General features: G+C 66.5%; 11 protein-coding genes and 2 pseudogenes. 6 read left to right on the forward strand and 7 right to left on the reverse strand.

What is annotated here, in order from left to right; genetic code table 11:
- Positions 1-819 (forward strand): hypothetical protein (locus tag HW466_RS32410; RefSeq protein WP_481968800.1); only part of this gene is annotated, 819 nt, incomplete at its 5' end.
- A 107-nt stretch (positions 820-926) separates the two neighbouring features.
- Here HW466_RS32410 and HW466_RS32415 read toward each other — a convergent pair.
- The 6 genes and pseudogenes from HW466_RS32415 to HW466_RS25725 form a co-directional block, all read right to left on the reverse strand.
- Positions 927-1,580 (reverse strand): annotated as a pseudogene (locus HW466_RS32415) (ESPR-type extended signal peptide-containing protein); the annotation flags it as partial.
- Positions 1,581-2,700: 1,120 nt separating this feature from the next.
- Complete coding sequence (locus HW466_RS25705; RefSeq protein ID WP_060347979.1) at positions 2,701-3,603, reverse strand: hypothetical protein; 903 nt, start codon at positions 3,601-3,603, stop codon at positions 2,701-2,703.
- A 91-nt stretch (positions 3,604-3,694) separates the two neighbouring features.
- A complete protein-coding gene (locus tag HW466_RS25710) occupies positions 3,695-3,913 on the reverse strand; it encodes a hypothetical protein (protein ID WP_006749916.1) in 219 nt (72 codons plus the stop codon).
- Positions 3,914-4,134: 221 nt separating this feature from the next.
- A complete protein-coding gene (locus HW466_RS25715; RefSeq protein ID WP_059466925.1) occupies positions 4,135-4,785 on the reverse strand; it encodes an NADPH-dependent FMN reductase in 651 nt (216 codons plus the stop codon).
- Between the two features lie 513 nt (positions 4,786-5,298).
- A complete protein-coding gene (locus tag HW466_RS25720) occupies positions 5,299-6,651 on the reverse strand; it encodes a DUF3999 domain-containing protein (RefSeq protein ID WP_174905883.1) in 1,353 nt (450 codons plus the stop codon).
- A complete protein-coding gene (locus HW466_RS25725) occupies positions 6,648-10,076 on the reverse strand; it encodes a DUF2339 domain-containing protein (RefSeq protein WP_176316111.1) in 3,429 nt (1,142 codons plus the stop codon). Before HW466_RS25725 ends, HW466_RS25720 begins: the two co-directional genes overlap by 4 nt.
- Before the next feature lie 475 nt (positions 10,077-10,551).
- Here HW466_RS25725 and HW466_RS25730 point away from each other — a divergent pair.
- The 4 genes and pseudogenes from HW466_RS25730 to HW466_RS25745 all read left to right on the forward strand — a co-directional run.
- Positions 10,552-11,843, forward strand: a pseudogene (locus HW466_RS25730) (quaternary amine ABC transporter ATP-binding protein); the annotation flags it as partial.
- Positions 11,836-12,732, forward strand: coding sequence for a choline ABC transporter permease subunit (choW, locus tag HW466_RS25735; RefSeq protein WP_059452134.1), 897 nt, complete (start codon positions 11,836-11,838; stop codon positions 12,730-12,732). The pseudogene HW466_RS25730 and the gene choW, both read left to right, overlap by 8 nt.
- A gap of 114 nt (positions 12,733-12,846) precedes the next feature.
- On the forward strand, positions 12,847-13,848 hold the full coding sequence (locus HW466_RS25740; RefSeq protein ID WP_059452135.1) for a GlxA family transcriptional regulator: 1,002 nt from the start codon (positions 12,847-12,849) through the stop codon (positions 13,846-13,848).
- 110 nt (positions 13,849-13,958) lie between these two features.
- The gene (locus HW466_RS25745; RefSeq protein WP_059943579.1) at positions 13,959-14,906 is read left to right on the forward strand and encodes a choline ABC transporter substrate-binding protein; all 948 of its coding nucleotides are present in this window, start codon (positions 13,959-13,961) and stop codon (positions 14,904-14,906) included.
- A gap of 135 nt (positions 14,907-15,041) precedes the next feature.
- On the opposite strand, the gene HW466_RS25750 is transcribed toward HW466_RS25745, so the two are convergent.
- Positions 15,042-15,467 (reverse strand): PACE efflux transporter, encoded by a 426-nt coding sequence (locus HW466_RS25750; protein WP_151004521.1) that lies wholly within the window; start codon positions 15,465-15,467, stop codon positions 15,042-15,044.
- Positions 15,468-15,626: 159 nt separating this feature from the next.
- On the opposite strand from HW466_RS25750, the gene HW466_RS25755 reads away from it, so the two are divergent.
- Positions 15,627-16,550 (forward strand): LysR substrate-binding domain-containing protein, encoded by a 924-nt coding sequence (locus tag HW466_RS25755; protein ID WP_060127850.1) that lies wholly within the window; start codon positions 15,627-15,629, stop codon positions 16,548-16,550.
- Positions 16,551-16,568 lie beyond the last annotated feature (18 nt).

A 16,568-nucleotide genomic window follows, 5' to 3' on the forward strand; every position in this document is an offset into this window, starting at 1 on the left:
GAGTTGATGCCGGTCGAAGTCGACGTGGAGAGCGACGCGATCGAGCTGTTAGCCGACGCGAGGCCCGTCGACGTCGAAGTCGACAGCGAAGCGACCGAACTATTGGTCGAGCTCAGGCCCGTCGACGTGGAAGTCGACAGCGAAGCAACCGAACTATCGGTCGAGCTCAGGCCCGTGGACAACGAATTGATCCCCGTCGAAGTCGAGGTGGACAGCGACGAGATCGAGCTGTTAGCCGACGACAGCCCAGTCGACGTCGAAGTCGACAGCGAAGCCACCGAGCTGTTGGTCGAGCTCAGGCCCGTGGACAACGACTTGATCCCCGTCGAGGTCGACGTGGACAGCGACGAGATCGAGCTGTTAGCCGACGACAGGCCGGTCGACGAGGAAGTCGACAGCGAGGCAACCGAGCTGTTCGTCGAGCTGAGGCCCGTGGACAACGAATTGATCCCCGTCGAGGTCGACGTGGACAGCGACGAGATCGAGCTGTTGGCCGACGAGAGGCCGGTCGACGTCGAGGTCGACAGCGAAGCGACCGAACTGTTGGTCGAGCTGAGACCCGTCGACAGCGAGTTGATCCCCGTCGAAGTCGAAGTCGAGAGCGACGAGATCGAGCTATTGGCCGACGACAGCCCCGTCGACGCCGACGTCGACAAGCTGCTGATCGCGCTGGTCGTCGTGCTCATCCCGGTGCTGAGCTGGGCCACGGTGACCGCATCCTGCGGTGCCGAGCCGTCGGCGACGTTCGTGATGCGACGCAGCGCCGTCGAGCTGCCGACCGACACTTCAGACGTCGGCGCGGCGCTGCCCGTCAGATAACCCGTTCCCGTCGGCGCTGCCGCGCCGGTCACGCTGCCTGCGCCAATCGCGACGCTGGACGTGTAGTTGGCCGTGCCGCCGAGCGCGATCGCGTTGGTGCCCGTCGCCGTCGCGCCGTTGCCGATGGCGGTCGCGCCCGAGCCGGCTGCCGTGGCAGCCGAACCGAGCGCGGTGCCGTTGGTACCGACCGACGTGACTGTCGCATTCGAACCGATTGCGATGCCCGACGTCGTTGCCGAGTTGACGTTCGAGAACCGGCCCAGTGCGATCGAATTGGTGCCTGCTGCCACCGCTCCGCCTGTGCCCGTGCTGTTACCGCCGCCGATCGCGATCGAGCTCGAACCCGAAGCGGTCGAGTCGTTGCCGACCGCGGTCGCGCCGGTGTTGAGCGCCTTTGCGCCGGAGCCGATGCCGATCGCGCTCGAGCCGGTCGCGGTCGTGGCCTGACCGAATGCTTGTGAATAGCTGCCGGACGCCGTCGCGTTCGCACCGATCGCGATCGAGGTCGCGCCGCTGGCCGTTGTCTGACTGCCCCCATTACCGCCGATGGCAATCGCCTGGGCGCCCGTCGACGTGCCGCCGCCCGCGGAATACTGCGCATGCGCGACGTTGCCGACTGCCGCACCCGCGACGAGCGCGACGGTTGCGACGGCCTTCACGACGGCTGACTTGTTCGGCTTGCCCCGTGCCGAATCGTGTTCGGATGCCGCGACCCAGGCGCCAAGAGCTTCGTTCCAGATCGAGCGGTATGTGCGGTTCATGTCCAGCTACCTCCAAATAAGCACGCACACACCGGTCTCTTTCGTTAGATGAATTTGCCGTGCGCTCGCGCGAATCTCAAAATTGATGGGCGGAGTTTATTGGAGGCGCTATTTTGAGATTGACAAACAGTGAAAAATTGAGCGATTTGAAAGTTAAAAGATGGTTAATGGATCGTGTTTTGATGTGTTGTGTCGTAAGAAAGTTGAAAATGCGTTGAACGTTGAATGAAGGATGCTCGTGGGCGAGGTGGGTGATGGAAAAGTCTAGTCAAATCAACCATGTGGAGGATTTTTGTGTGATGTGTCGCACATTGGAATGCCGGAAAAGTAAGACAAATGAAACAGCAAACGTTTGCGGCAAACGTTGTCCTTTCGATATTGTAATGTTGAATGGGTCGGTCGTCGGGATGTGTCGGATAGCGTGATTTATCTATTAATTTGATATCCGTGATGATTTGAGGAATATATTTAATCGTTTTTATCTAAAATCAAAAAACATGAAGAAAAGAGTGGGAGGCTGTGCTGGCTTGCGCATCCGGCGGGCCGCACTCGCCCTTGGGACGGGCCTTCGCCGACGGCCGGCTTCACGATGTTGTAAAAAAGTGCAACAGGTGCATTGACTCTGCCATTGGGATTCCTGGCCGGAATCCGTCTTATTGACGTATTTCACGTGATGGCCTCAGGGAGCCAATTGGACGACGTGCCGTATCATCCGCGCCGGCCAGGCAGTCGTTGCACTGGTTCCGCTCGTCCACGACGACGGTTGGAGACGCGCCAACTGATGGAAAACAGGCGCAACGAGCAGGAAACGTCAGATTTGAGCCACGGTGGCTCGAGCGTGCTGGCCAGGGTGGACATTCCGCGACGGGAAAGACGGCGCGCAGGGGCGCAGGATGAGAACTGTCGACGGACCGGAGGGGTCGCGTTGGACGGCGTCACGTCGCGCGCGAATCCCCGGACGCGAGCGCGATGCAAGCCGCAAGGACGCTCGGTCGTGCCGGAAAGCGTATGCCGTTGCGCGGATGGCGGCCGGGGCCGCACGTCGCGGTTGTGCAACCGGGCCGGGCGACGCAGCACATCGCCCATGACAAGGCGCTGCCTGCAACCTGCCGCCGGAGCCTTACTTCTTCAGGAATCGCAGCGCGAGGCGCGCCATGCGCGGCACGAACATCGGGCGCAGCAGGCGTTTGTCGTACCCGGCCATCCGCCGGTCGTTCTCGCTGATGCACAGTTCGATCAGTTCGCGCGGATTGAGCGCATCGCCGATGTCTGCGGTGCTCGTCGCCGGAAAGTTCGCGTCGTGCGCGACGCCGTCCGCATCGATCCCGCGCGCGATGCCGATGCGCTCCCAGATCAAGAACGCCCACACCGCCGCGACCCGTGCGAAGAACCTCGGCCGGCGCCACCAGGGCAAGCTCCGCCAGTACCACGCATACCAGTTCACGAAGAACAGGATGTGCCGGCCTTCCTCCTGGATCACGGGCTCGAAGGTGTCGACGAGTTCGGGCGGGAAGTAACCGGAGCGCTGCGCGGAGCGGAACAGGCCGAACGCGAAGAAGCTGTCGATGCACTCGCTGAAGCCGGTCACCATCCACGACCATTCCGGGTCGTCCGGTACCGGATAGGCGGGTTCGGGGGCAAGCTCGATGCCGTATGCCTGCACCAGTTTCGACAGCACGACCTTGTGCCGCGCCTCCTCGGCGCCGTCCATCTCGAGCGCCTGGCGCAACAGCGGGTCGCCGACGGTCGCGGCGAAAGTGGCGACGCGGATCGACGCGCGGCCTTCCGTCTGCACGGCGATATCCCAGATCGGCAGCGACGTGAGCCGCTTCAACTCGTCGGGCTTGAGCGGCGGCCAGTCGATGACGGCCGGTTTGTACGGGTTGTGCGTATCGAGCAGCATGCGGCAGAACATCTGCCTGTGCGCATCGGAACCGATCCTGACCGGACCCTGATACTCGAAGGTCCAGTTGCGCATGGCGTGATCTGCCGCTGCGTGATCTTCCAGCAGCGTGTCGGACATGGCTGTTGTTGTGCGATTACGAGACGAAAGATTCTTGCATAGCTTACGTAATCGCGTATTTTCGAGCGGCCCCGTGCTGCCGTGGCTGCGCTCAAGCCTGCGTGTCGACCCAGAGGCGTCCCCAGCGCGACGCGTAAGCGAGCGCGTGCTCCTCTTCGAAGAAGAAATCAATCGCGTCGAACGACACGGCGCGCGGCGACGGACCGCCGCTCGCCTTCTCGATCGTCAGGTTCGCGGCGAACAGCCCGTTTGGCAGCCGGGCGGCAGCGGGGGCGACTTCGTAGCCCTTGTAGCGGATCGTGCGGTTCATGGCGTGCGCATGGAAGGTTCGGGTTTTCAGCGTACGAAAACCCGCGGTCCGCGTGAACCAATCTTTCGGCCAATGCAAATCACCTGGCGGGCCGGATCATTATCGGCATTCAGTGCACGCATGAAGCAAGGGCGGACGGAGGGATTGCGCCGGGCGGTCGGGCACGCGCGCCCGCGCGCGGCGATCATCGTCGGCCGGGCGCGGGCGCGGAAAGGCGGGGATTACTGGTTGGCGATCTTCAGCACGGGGGCGAGCGCGTCGACCGATGCGGCATGCGTGGCCGCACGATGCGACGCGAATGCGAGCGCGAATTCGGCTGCCTGCGAGCCGACGGTCTCGAGCTGTGCGACGACCTTCGGATCCGAGCAGCTGTCCGCGCTGTCGAAGCGCGTTTCGAGCGTGTTTACCGTGGCGCCGAACGGGGTCGGCCAGCCTCGCAGCGCGTGGACGATCGACCGCAGCGACGTCAGCACGGTGCCGGCGGCCTGCCAGCCGTAGGCGGTGACGATCAGGCCGACCGCGCGGCCGTCGAGGTACGGGCGCTCGTCGGCGCGCAGTTCCTCGAGCGTGTCGAGCGCGTTCTTCACGAGGCCGGACACGCCGCCGTGATAGCCGGGCGTCGCGATGATGATCGCGTCGGCTTCGCGAACGGTGTCGATCAGCTCTCGCTGCGCGTCGGTCAGCGTTTTGTGTTCGGGGGCGTAGTGCGGCAGCGTATGCAGGAACGGGCCGTCGAACAGTCGCGTGCGCGCGCCGGCGGCCTGCGCGCCGCGCAGCGCGAACGACAGCGCGCGCTCGGTCGACGACGCGGCGCGGGTGGTCCCGCCGATGCCGACCACGAACGGACGGCGGTGTTGATCGAATGCAGTCAAAGGGCGCTCCTTGGGATGGCTTGCCCGGCTAAGCACAGGCTTAAAACCAGATGGTAACGACCCCGCCGTCACTCTGAAAACGACTTTTCGTTCTATCGATATGCCGTCTCCACGAGGCGAGTGTACGCGCGGCAGCGCAGATGGATAGCAGAAATGCTTGGTTGGGACGGCGTGCCGTACTCGATAAGATGGGCTCGTCTCCTCCATGATGTCTCTACTGACATGGGTTGGCCCCGCCGCGCGGATGCAGGCGGGGCTTTTTTTCGTCCGGCGCCGGAAAAAGGGGAGCGATGTGGGGGCAAGCGTTCGCGCGTGCCGAATTGCACCCGTTCCCGCCGCGCATCCACGAACTGCTCGCGGGCGCGACGATCGGTGTGTTCACGCACGTGTCCGGAGGCGTTGGATGCATGAGCATGCACGCCGCCGCGCGATCGCTCCGCTGCGATTTCGCGCGATTTCCACGACGTTTTCTCTCGCGATGCCTCGCCGCGTGCGGTTACGGCCTGTTTGGCCTCAATCCTCGCGTGTATGCGTGTTGCTGCCGCCACGCGCGAGGCGCCATGCGATCGTGCCGAGCACACCGACCGCAACGACCAGCGCACCCCAGAGCACGTAACGGCGGATCGCATCGTGATCGGTGGCCGCCTCCGCCGGGGCCGCCGAGACCGGCAGTGCCGCGCCGACGCGCGCGGGCCGCACTTCCGGCGCCATCCCGACCAGCAGCGCATCGCGGCCCACGGCCGACGACGGCAGCGACGCATTGCCGACGCCGAGCGTGAACGGCGGCGTGCCGCGCGCGACGAAGGTCAGGGCGGCCGGATGCCAGCCGACCGTGACGGACGGCTGGCCGCCGCCGAGTCCGCCGTTGCGCATGTCGACGACGATGCGCCACGCGCGATCCGGATTCGGCGCGAACGCCAGCGGCGGGTTGCGCTGTTCGCCGCCCTTGCCCTGCAACCGGAACAGGACCGCGCCGGCGACGTCGCGCCACGGCGTTTGTGCGTCGGGGCGGCTCTGCAGCGTTGCGCGCGCAACCGTATTCGGTTGTGGAAGGTCGATGCGCACGCGGTCGACCGGATATGCGCCGTCGGTGTCGAACAGATACTCGCCCGGTGCGCTGCCGGCCCGCACGTGCGCGGCTTCGCGCCATTGACGCGGCACCGCCGCGCTGTCCGCCGTGCGTGCATCGTGCGGCCGCGTTTCGGTTTCGATCGATGCGATCGAAGGCGCGCCGTCGAGCCAGTCGAGCCGCAGGTAGCGCGGCCCCGTGCCTTCGAGCGCGATGCGATCCTGCACCAGCATGTCGCCGCCGCGCCCGACCTTCAGCAGTTGCGTGCTGCCGAGCGAGCGCCAGTTGCGCAAGTCGTCGCTGGCTTCGACGGCGACGCGCCCCTGGTAGCTGTCGTCGCTCACGTGCACGAGCAGTGCGTCGACTTCGCCGTCCGCATGCGACAGGTCGACGAGGTCGGCCGCATGCTTCGCGCGAGCCGGCGCGGTGATGGCCGCGCGCAGCGAGCCGTCCGGCGCAACCGACACGCCGAGCGGCGCGTGCCCGTCGTCGGCGCGTGCGGGCGGCAGCGGGAACCAGTGCACCGGCGTGCGCGACGGCGGCACGGCCGCCGCCGCGGGCGCATCGAGCGAGTACGGCACGGGCTCGCCGGCGCCGTTGAAGATGCGTACGTCGCCGAGATCGCCACGCCGGCTGGCCGCATAGACGGCCTGCGGCACGGTGAGCTGGTAATACGCGGCGCTGCCGTCGAGCTCGAGCGAGAAACGCTCGGCAACGCGTTCGGCACCGGGCGCGCCGTCGGCCGCCGCGAACGACGTCAGCAGGCTCAGGCCGAGCAGGGCTGCGAGTCGTTTCATGGTTGTTGGTCGTCCCGTTGGGCCGCGGCCTTCGGCGGCAGCGGCGAAAAATAGCCGATCAACAGCAGCAGGATGCCGATGCCGATGAACGACACGATGCGTTCGATGCCGGTGACGTGCGACAAGTCGAACAGGAACAGCTTGATAACCGTGAGCGCGAGCAGCGCGGCGCCGACGAACCACATCGGACGCAGCCTGCGGCGCGTGGCCCAGATCATCGTCGCGAGCGCGCAGAGTGTCCAGTAGACGGAAACCGACGCCTGCACGAGCGTCGATTCCGCCATCGCATCGAATGCGTACGGCACGCCGGTCCAGTGATGCAGCGTGCGCAGCAGGATCGCGTTCAGCCACAGGAAGGCCGTCGCGCCGGCCGCGCCGAGCAGCTCGACGCGGTAGTTGTCCAATGACCAGCCGAGCCTGCGCGCGCGCACGAACCACGACGCCGCGAGCGCATAGATCACCACGAGCACGAGGTCGAGCGGATTGAGCAGCGGCACGCGCGCCCAGCTGCCGCCGTCTTGCGTGAAGTTCGCGTGGAAGGTCCAGATCCACATCACGACGATCAGCGGCAACGATGCGAGCGCGCACACGCGCGCGATGCCGTCGCGGCGCGTCAGCCACATGCCGGCGAACGCGAACAGGCTCCAGCCGACCATGAACACCTGCTGGATGCCGAACGACGACAGCACGGCGTCGATATCGTAGGCGACGTGGAAACGGTGATGCAGCGTGCGAAGCAGCAGCGCGTTGAACCACAGGAAAACGGTCGCGAGGGCCGCCAGATCGGCCGCGAGCGGATGCCAGCCGACACCGAGCGTTTTCAGGCGGCGCAGCCACGTGGCGAATGCGACGAAGATCAGCAGTTGCGCGACGTCGAGCGGGTTGAGCAGCGGCAGCCAGAACAGCGGCGACGCATCGCCGTCGCTCGTTACGCTGGCGATGCTCCAGAGCCACAGCAGCGCGGCGAGCGGCGCGGCGCCCCACACCTGATACGCACGCGGGAACGCGGCGACGGGCCAGCGCAGCCGCGAGCCGGGGCCCGAAACCAGCAGAAGCAGCGTGCCGAAACCGTAGGCCCACGCGCTCCAGCTCCACGCGCCTTCGGGCACGAACGCGTGCAGGCGCCAGAAGCCCTCAAGCGAGAACAGCCCGCACAACGTCCAGAACATCAGCGTGTGCAGCGGCGCGATCACCGTGGCGGGGATGGCCGCCATCGGAGACGTGCGCGTCGCGCCGGCCGCGCCCGCGACCGGCGCCGCCGCCGTGGCCGCCGCCGACGACGCGCCGCGCGACTGGCGCAGCAGCAGCGCATAACACGCGATGACGGCGATCGGCCACGCGAACGCGCCCATGCCCGACAGCGGTGCCTCATGCACATCGAACGCACGCAAGGCGAGCAGCGCGAGCACCGGCGTCAGCGCGATGGCGGGCCATTCGGCGATCGGCCAGGCGAGCTTGCGGCGAGCGACGTGTGCAAGCCACGCCGTGCCGGCTGCGAACAGCGCGGTCGTGTCGACGACGAAGCGGTCGGCATGCAGATCGACGTGGCGGCTCGCATGGACGAGGATCTCGTGCAGCCCGCCGCTCAGCCACCACAGCAGCCCCCAGGCCGCGGCGGCCGCGCCGACGTCCGGCATCCATGCATGCCACGCGCGCGCTTCGTCGCGCCCGTGCAGCCACCATCCCGTGAACAGCCCGGCGAGCGCGATCAGCAGCATCGCGATATACGGGCTGTTGAGCACCGGCAGTGCGTTCGTGTCGGTCGGCCCGAGCAGGCTCGTGAAGAATGCGCCGGCCGCGGCGATCTGCATCAGCAGGCCGAAGCCGAACGGCGCAAGGCGTTTCTCGCGCACGCCGACCCACACGATCGCCGCGCCTTCGATCGCCCATGCGGCGCTCGTCGTCGGGCCCGAAAATGCGAGCGGCACCGCGAGCGTCGCGAAGATCACCGCCAGCGCAAGCATCGCCTCGAACAGCAGCGCAAGCCGATCGCGGCGCCGCGCGAGCCATGCGGCGACCGCGACGTAGAACGCCGACAGCGCGACCGCGCTCCACGCGAGCCCGAACGGCGTGCCTTTCACGAGCGCGGCCTGCAGCGCCGTCGCGACGATCGGGGTGCCGAATACGAGCGTGCCGTCGACGTAGTGGCGCAGCGCCAGTTCGCGCTTCACCGCATACAGCAGCGCGATGCCGACGTACATCAGGAAGAACAGGATCAGGAACGGCTCGGTGGTCGCGAACAGCGCGGGGCGGTATGCCGTCACGCCCCACGCCGAGCCGATCGTGAACGTGAACACGAAGCCGAGCAGGTTCAGCGGACGCCATGCCTTGAACCAGGCGATCGCGAAGATGCCCGCGTTCAGCAACGCGTAGTAGCTGAACAGCGCGACGTGGCTGCCGTGGCCCGTCGACAGCAGCACCGGCGCGAGAAAGCCGCCCGCGCTGCCCATGAAGGCAAGCGGCAGCGCGTTCTGCTTCACCGCGAGGAACGCGCTCAGCGCGCACACCGCGACCATCAGCGGGAACGCCGCGCCGATCGGCAACAGCGCGTAGAGCTTCGTCGCGGCAAAGACCGTCAGGTACAGGATGCCGATGCCACCGCCCTGCAGCACGAGGCCGTATGCCGCGCGGCGCGCCCGCACGCGCCAGCCGATCGCGAGCAGCGCGGCCGCGGCAAGTGCCGTGCCGGCGAGGCGGAATTCGATCGGCAGCATGTCGTTGTCGGCCGCGTACTTGAGCAGGAACGCGACGCCGAAGAACAGCACGATGATGCCCACGCGCACGACCGTATTGCCGCCGAGCAGCCAGTCGCGCGCGGCACGGAACGCGCGTTCGACGATGTCGGGTTTGTACGATTTCTGCGGGGCGGGCGGGGCAGATGGCGCAGTCGTCGCGGGCCGATTCGTCGGCGCGGCGGCGCTCGCATCGCTCGCCCGCGTGGCGACGGCTGGCGCGGGAGCCGGAGCCGGAGCCGGGGCGGACGTCGACGGCGGCACGCCGGCGCGCGCGGCGGCCGGCTGCGTGGACGGTGGCGGCGGCATTGTGGCCGGTGCAGGCGTGACGGTGGCAGGCGTCGCCGGTGGCACGTGCGCGGCGCTGCCGGTTGCGGTGGCGCCGGCCTTCGCCCCCGCGAGCTGCCCGCGCAGCACATCGAGCTCGCGCGTGAGCGTGTCGACCGTCGCCTCGAGGCGCGCGACGCGCTCGGCGAGCGGCACGTGAGCGGGTTGCGTTGCTTCGGGAGTGGCGTACATCGCGAATGCGTCGGGTATCGTGTCGCCGCTCTTGCGCTTGCGCTGCTGCAGCGCGTGACCGATGCCGAACCCGATTGCCGCGCCGAGCAGCGTGCCGTTGGCGGCGGAGAAGTCCCCGAATAATGCGGCGATACCGCCCACGATGAAACCGATTGCGGCAAAGGCCCAATTCATCGCCTTGCTCCCTCTCTCATTTCGTTATCGTCCTTCGATCGTCGCAGAGGTCGATCGAGGCTGTTTCAGTATGGCCGGCAGGCGAACCGGCATGCGCACACCGTCGGCGCGGTGCCGCGCGCAAGGCGCACGCGACATCGTAATCGGTGTGATTGCCGGCAATGTATCACAATGGCCATGGGGGATTTTCGGGGTTGCGGGCGTGCCGCGAAACGTGGCTGTCGCCAGTTCGCGATCCGCGGTTTCGTACGACCATTCCTTTTGCACGAGGGGGGCGGGCGGCGCCTTCCGATCGGACGTGGAATTGTCGCAAAGCGACGTGCGGCCTGCGCGGCCGGGAGCAAAACGGTGCAGTCTCCGCGTCGCGCTGCTGCGCACAAGCCACGCCCGAGACGCCCGTCGTTATTGGCCGTGCGCGTATTGCATCGCCACAATCGCGTGCCGCCGGGCGCCGAGGCCCGCGTGGCAAGGCCGCCGGGTGTGTCGTATTTGCGCAAGCGTTTGTCGTAATTCGTCGGCAGGTCGGGGTTTTTTCTGGCAACTATGTAGGCACGCTATGACACGCGTGAGTCCCCGCTACACGAGGAGAAGGTTTCGATGGATGCCCCCAAGGTCGTGGTCGAAGGTCTGTGCAAGGTATTTGGAAGCAACCCGCAGCAGGCGCTCGACATGCTCGCAGCCGGCGCGACGAAAGACGACGTGCTCAAGCGTACCGGTCAGGTCGTCGGCGTGCACAACGTATCGTTCGACGTGCAGGAAGGCGAAATATTCGTGCTGATGGGCCTGTCCGGCTCCGGCAAATCCACGCTGATCCGCCTCGTGAACCGGCTGGTCGATCCGAGCGCCGGCAAGGTGCTGATCGACGGGCTCGACGTCGCGTCGGCACGCCGCTCCGCGCTGACCGCGCTGCGCCGCAAGGACATGAGCATGGTGTTCCAGTCGTTCGCGCTGATGCCGCATCGCACCGTGGTATCGAATGCCGCGTTCGGCCTCGAGGTCGCGGGCGTCGGCAAGAAGGAACGCGAACGCCGTGCGATGGAGGTGCTCGAGCAGGTCGGCCTCGCACCGTTCTCGCACAAGCTGCCGTCCGAGCTGTCGGGCGGCATGCAGCAGCGCGTCGGCCTCGCCCGCGCGCTGGCCGTGAACCCGTCGCTGATGATCATGGACGAGGCGTTCTCCGCACTCGATCCGCTCAAGCGCCGCGAAATGCAGGACGTGCTGCTGCAACTGCAGAAGGAACAGCGCCGCACGATCATGTTCGTGTCGCACGATCTGGAAGAGGCGCTGCGCATCGGCAACCGCATCGCGATCATGGAGGGCGGGCGGCTCGTGCAGGTCGGCACGCCGCAGGACATCATCGCGAACCCGGCGGACGACTACGTGCGCGCGTTCTTCGACGGCATCGACACGAGCCGCTACCTGACGGCCGGCGACCTGATGCAGACGGGCGCCGTGCCGACCCTGTCGAAGTGCGATGCCGCGAACGTCGCGGCGACGCTGAACGGCAGTGCCGAATACGCGTTTGTGCTCGACGCCGCGCGCAAGATCCGCGGCTTCGTCACGCGCGACGCGATCGGTCAGGACACACCGTCCGTGCGGCCGATCGAAAGCATCCGGCGCGATGCGTCGCTCGAACATGTCGTCGCGCGTGTCGTCGCGAGCCCGAATGCACTGCCCGTCGTCGACGACGACGGCTGCTACTGCGGCTCGGTCGACCGCGCACTTATCCTGAAGGCCATCACGCGTTCGCGAGGCTCCCATGTCTGAAATGATTCCGCTCGGAAGCTGGGTCGACCAGTCCGTTCACTACCTGCTCGACCATGACGCGGCGACGTTCGATACGATCGGCCGCGCGATCGAGGGCCTCGCCGCATTCGTCGAGCACAGCCTGCAGGCGATCCCGATGTGGCTGATGATGGCGATCTTCATCGGTGTCGGCTTGTGGCGGGTGGGCTGGCGCTTCGCCTTGTTCACCACCGCGTCGCTGCTGCTGATCTTCGCGACGGGCTTCTGGGACCAGACGGTCATCACGCTCGGCCTCACGCTGTCGTCGACGATCATCAGCCTGGTGCTGGGCATCCCGCTCGGCATCTGGGCGGCGAAGAGCAAGTGGGTCGCCGCGATCGTGCGTCCGATTCTCGACCTGATGCAGACGATGCCCGCGTTCGTCTACCTGATTCCGGCCGCGATGCTGTTCGGTCTCGGCCGCGTGCCGGGGATCCTGTCGACGGTGATCTTCGCGATGCCGCCGGCCGTGCGCCTGACGAGCCTCGGCATTCGTCACGTGAACCGCGAGATCGTCGAAGCCGGCCAGGCATTCGGTTGCACGCCGTGGCAGCTGCTGTACAAGGTGCAGTTCCCGAACGCGCTGCCGTCGATCATGCAGGGCGTGAACCAGACGATCATGATGGCGCTGTCGATGGTGATCATTGCGTCGATGGTCGGCGCGGGCGGCCTCGGCAACGACGTGCTCGCGAGTATCCAGCGCCTCGACATCGGCCTCGGTTTCGAAAGCGGCCTGTCGGTCGTGTTGCTCGCGATCATTCTCGACCGCATCACCGAAAGCTTCGGCCGTGCGCCGGGCACCGTGAAGGCACCGCTGTTCTCGGGCCTGAAGCAGCTGTTCCGCGCGAAGGCCACGCCCGCGCAAGCGTAAGCAACCGGCGGCCGGCTCGCTTGCCGGTCGCATCCCCCGATTCGATCCCGGCTTCCGTGGCGCCTGCCACGGGGCTGGCCGCGTGCAACCTGCTCAATTCGCCAGGAGCCCGATGTGACGTCCGCCGCCGCTGCCGCCGTGCCCGCCGCTTGCGTTTCACCGGTTTCGTCCCTTGCCCATTTCGGCTTCCTGACGCTGCCGAATTTCTCGATGATCGCGTTCTCGAGCGCGGTCGAAGTGCTTCGGATGGCGAACTACGTTGGTCGCTCCGACCACTACAAGTGGTCGATCTATTCGCTCGACGGGGCGCCCGTGCATGCCAGCAACGGCATCGCGGTGCGGCCGACGCAGGCGCTCGACTACGCGAACCTGCCCGACGTGATGATCGTGTGCGGCGGCATCCGCATCCGCGACGTGGTCGACGACGGCGCGCGCGACACGCTCGCCGCGCTCGCCGAACGCGGGCTGCCGCTGGGCGGCATCTGCACCGGCGCGTATGCGCTGATGTCGAGCGGCCTGCTCGACGGTTATCGCTGCACCGTGCATTGGGAGAACCTGTCCGCGCTGCATGCGGAATTTCCGCAGGTCGGGTTCGCCGACGAGCTGTTCGTCGTCGATCGCGACCGGCTCACCTGCACCGGCGGCACCGCGCCGCTCGACCTGATGCTGAACCTCGTCGGCATGCGCTTTGGCCAGCAACTTGCCGCGCAGGTGTCCGAGCAGTTCATTCTCGAGCGCATCCGCAGCTCGACCGATACGCAGCCGATTCCCGTCGATGCGCGCGTCGGTTTCTCGCGCGCGGAGCTGATCGAGGTCGTGCGGCTGATGGAAGCGAACATCGAGGAGCCGTTGTCGCTCGAGGAACTCGCGCGGCTCGTGCGCCTGTCGCAACGGCACCTGCAGCGGATGTTCAAGGTGTACCTGAACGTGTCGCCCACGCACTATTACCTGACGCTGCGCCTGAAGCGCGCGCGCGACCTGCTGCGCACCACCGACGCATCGATCGCGCGCGTGACGACGACGTGCGGATTCCATTCGCCGTGTCACTTCAGCAAGGCGTACCGCGCGCAATTCGGTCACGCGCCGAGCTACGAGCGCCGATTGCCGGGGCGCTGACGCGGCCCGCGCGAACCATTCGGTCCGCGACGCCGCCGGGATCGCGGCGCGCGGTTTCAATACTCGATCCCGCACCCATGAAAAACGACGTCACTTTGAGGAGAAGACAGATGAAGCGCCTATTGATCGCAGCGGCATGCGGGATCGGGATTGCAGCGCCGATGTCGGCGGTTTACGCGGCCGACCCGCCCGTGTGCAAGAACGTGCGCTTCGCGGACGTCGGCTGGTCCGACATCGCGGCCACCACCGGTCTCGCATCGACGATGCTTCAGGGCCTCGGCTACGCGCCGACCAAGACGATCGCATCGGTGCCGATCACGTTCGCGGGGATCAAGAGCAAGCAGATCGACGTGTTCCTCGGCTACTGGTCGCCGACGATGGATCCGATCATCCAGCCGTTCACGAAGGCCGGCACGATCAAGGTGCTCAGCACCCCGAACCTGACCGGCGCGAAATACACGCTCGCGGTGCCCGACTACGTGTATCAGGGCGGCCTGAAGTCGTTCGCCGACATCCAGAAGTTCGCGGACAAGCTCAACGGCAAGATCTACGGGATCGAACCGGGCAACGACGGCAATCTGCTGATCAAGAAGATGATCGACGGCAACCAGTTCGGGCTCGGCAAGTTCAAGATGGTCGAGTCGAGCGAGGCCGGGATGCTGGTCGAGGTGAATCGCGCGATCCGCGAAAAGCAGTGGATCGTGTTCCTCGGCTGGGAACCGCATCCGATGAACGTGCAGATGAAGATCGACTACCTGAGCGGCGGCGACGACGTGTTCGGCCCGAACTACGGCGAAGCGAAGGTGCTGACTGCCACGCCGCCCGACTACGCGCAGCGTTGCCCGAACGTCGCGAAGTTCGTGTCGAACCTGCAGTTCACGACGACGATCGAGAACCACGTGATGGTGCCGATCATGAACAAGGAAGACCCGAACAAGGCGGCCGCCGCGTGGCTGAAGGCGAACCCGCAGGCGCTCGACAAGTGGCTGGCCGGTGTGACGACGATCGACGGCAAGCCGGGCCTGCCGGCGGTGAAGGCGTATCTCGGCGTGCATTGAGCGACGACCGGACGAGCCTCGCGCTCCCCGAGCGCGGTGCGCGTGCCGAAACGCGGCCCTCCCGTATCGCGCGGGCGGGCCGCGTTGTTTTCGGGCCTGGAGGCGATCGACGAATTGCCGGGCCGCGAACGAACGTCACGATTCCTTCGTTGCCGCCGGTACGTCGAACACGCGATCGAATGCCCACTGGAACACGAACGCGTAGCAGAAGAAGAACGCAAACAGCCCGATGTCGACGACGAACGCATCGAGCCACGAGATGTCGAGCCACCACGACACCACCGGCACGAGGATGAAGATGAGCCCGCCCTCGAATCCGGTCGCATGCAGGATGCGCCGTGCGAGCGTGCGTGCCGGCTGCCGGCGCGACGCTTCCCAGCGCTCGAACAACGCGTTGAAGATCATGTTCCACAGCAGCGCGATCGCGGACATCGTCACGGACAGCGCGCCCGAATAGACGAGGCTCTGCCTGAAGACCGACGCGATCGCGGGCGAGATGCAGGAAACGGCGATCGCTTCGTAAAGCACCGCCTGCGTGATTCTGCGCGGAAGGCCTTGCACATTGTTTCTCCGGTTCGACGGTGACCCGACGGCTGCTTGCGCGGCGCCGGTGCCACGATGTCCCGCAAGGCTACGTGCGTTGCGCGGCCGCTTCAATTCACCTAATCTCACCCGGATTGAATCGAATTCAACCTGGCCGGACCCGGCCCGCGAGGCCCCGTGTTCTCGAAAATTCCCCTGACCGCATTGCGTGTATTCGAGTCGTCGGCGCGGCTCGGCTCGTTCAAGGCCGCGGCGGACGAGTTGTCCGTGACGCCGGCGGCCGTCTCGCATCAGATCAAGTCGCTCGAAAGCCGGCTCGGCGTGCTGCTGTTCGAACGTGGCGCGGGCGGCGTGCGGCTCACGGAAGACGGCGAACGGCTGTTTCGCACGAGCCACGATGCGTTGCTCGCGCTCAGTCGCGGGCTCGATGCGGTGCGGCCCGACGCGGCTCACACGCGCACGCTCGTGCTGACCACCACGCCCGCATTCGCCGCGATGTGGCTGATCCCGCGTCTCGGCCGGTTTCGGCAGGTCGATCCGCACTTGAACATCAAGGTCGAAACCGGCAACGCGCTCGCCGATCTCGACCGCGACGCGCGAATCGATCTTGCGATTCGCGCGACGTCGCGCACGTTCCCGGCGCTGCACGAGATTGCATTGATCGACGAGTATTTCGGCGCGTATGCGGCCACCGGGTTCGATGCGCACCGAACGGGCGAGCGCCTCGATTTGATCGAGACCGTGTGGAATACGCCGCTGCCGGAGTCGATCGACTGGGCGTCGTGGTGTCGCGCGGCGGGCCGCGACGTGTGGCTCGAACGTGCGGTGTTCCGGCATTACGACGACGAGCACTACGCGCTCCAGGCCGTGTTGCACGGGCAGGGCGTCGGGCTGCTCAGTTCCGTGCTCGTTGCCGAGCACGTCGAGCGCGGCGCGCTGATGCCGATCGAGCCGTCGGTGCGGCTCGCCGGCGCACGCTTCGTCGCGCTGTGCAAACCCGGCCGGGAACGGGAGCCGCAAGTCAGGCAGTTTCTCGACTGGCTCGAAGCGGAAATCGCGCGCACACGCGTGGCGGTCGCGCGGATCGCGTCGCAGGCGTGATGCAGCGGTCCGGCGCTT

This window comes from Burkholderia territorii (assembly GCF_902833055.1).
Classification (GTDB): domain Bacteria; phylum Pseudomonadota; class Gammaproteobacteria; order Burkholderiales; family Burkholderiaceae; genus Burkholderia; species Burkholderia territorii.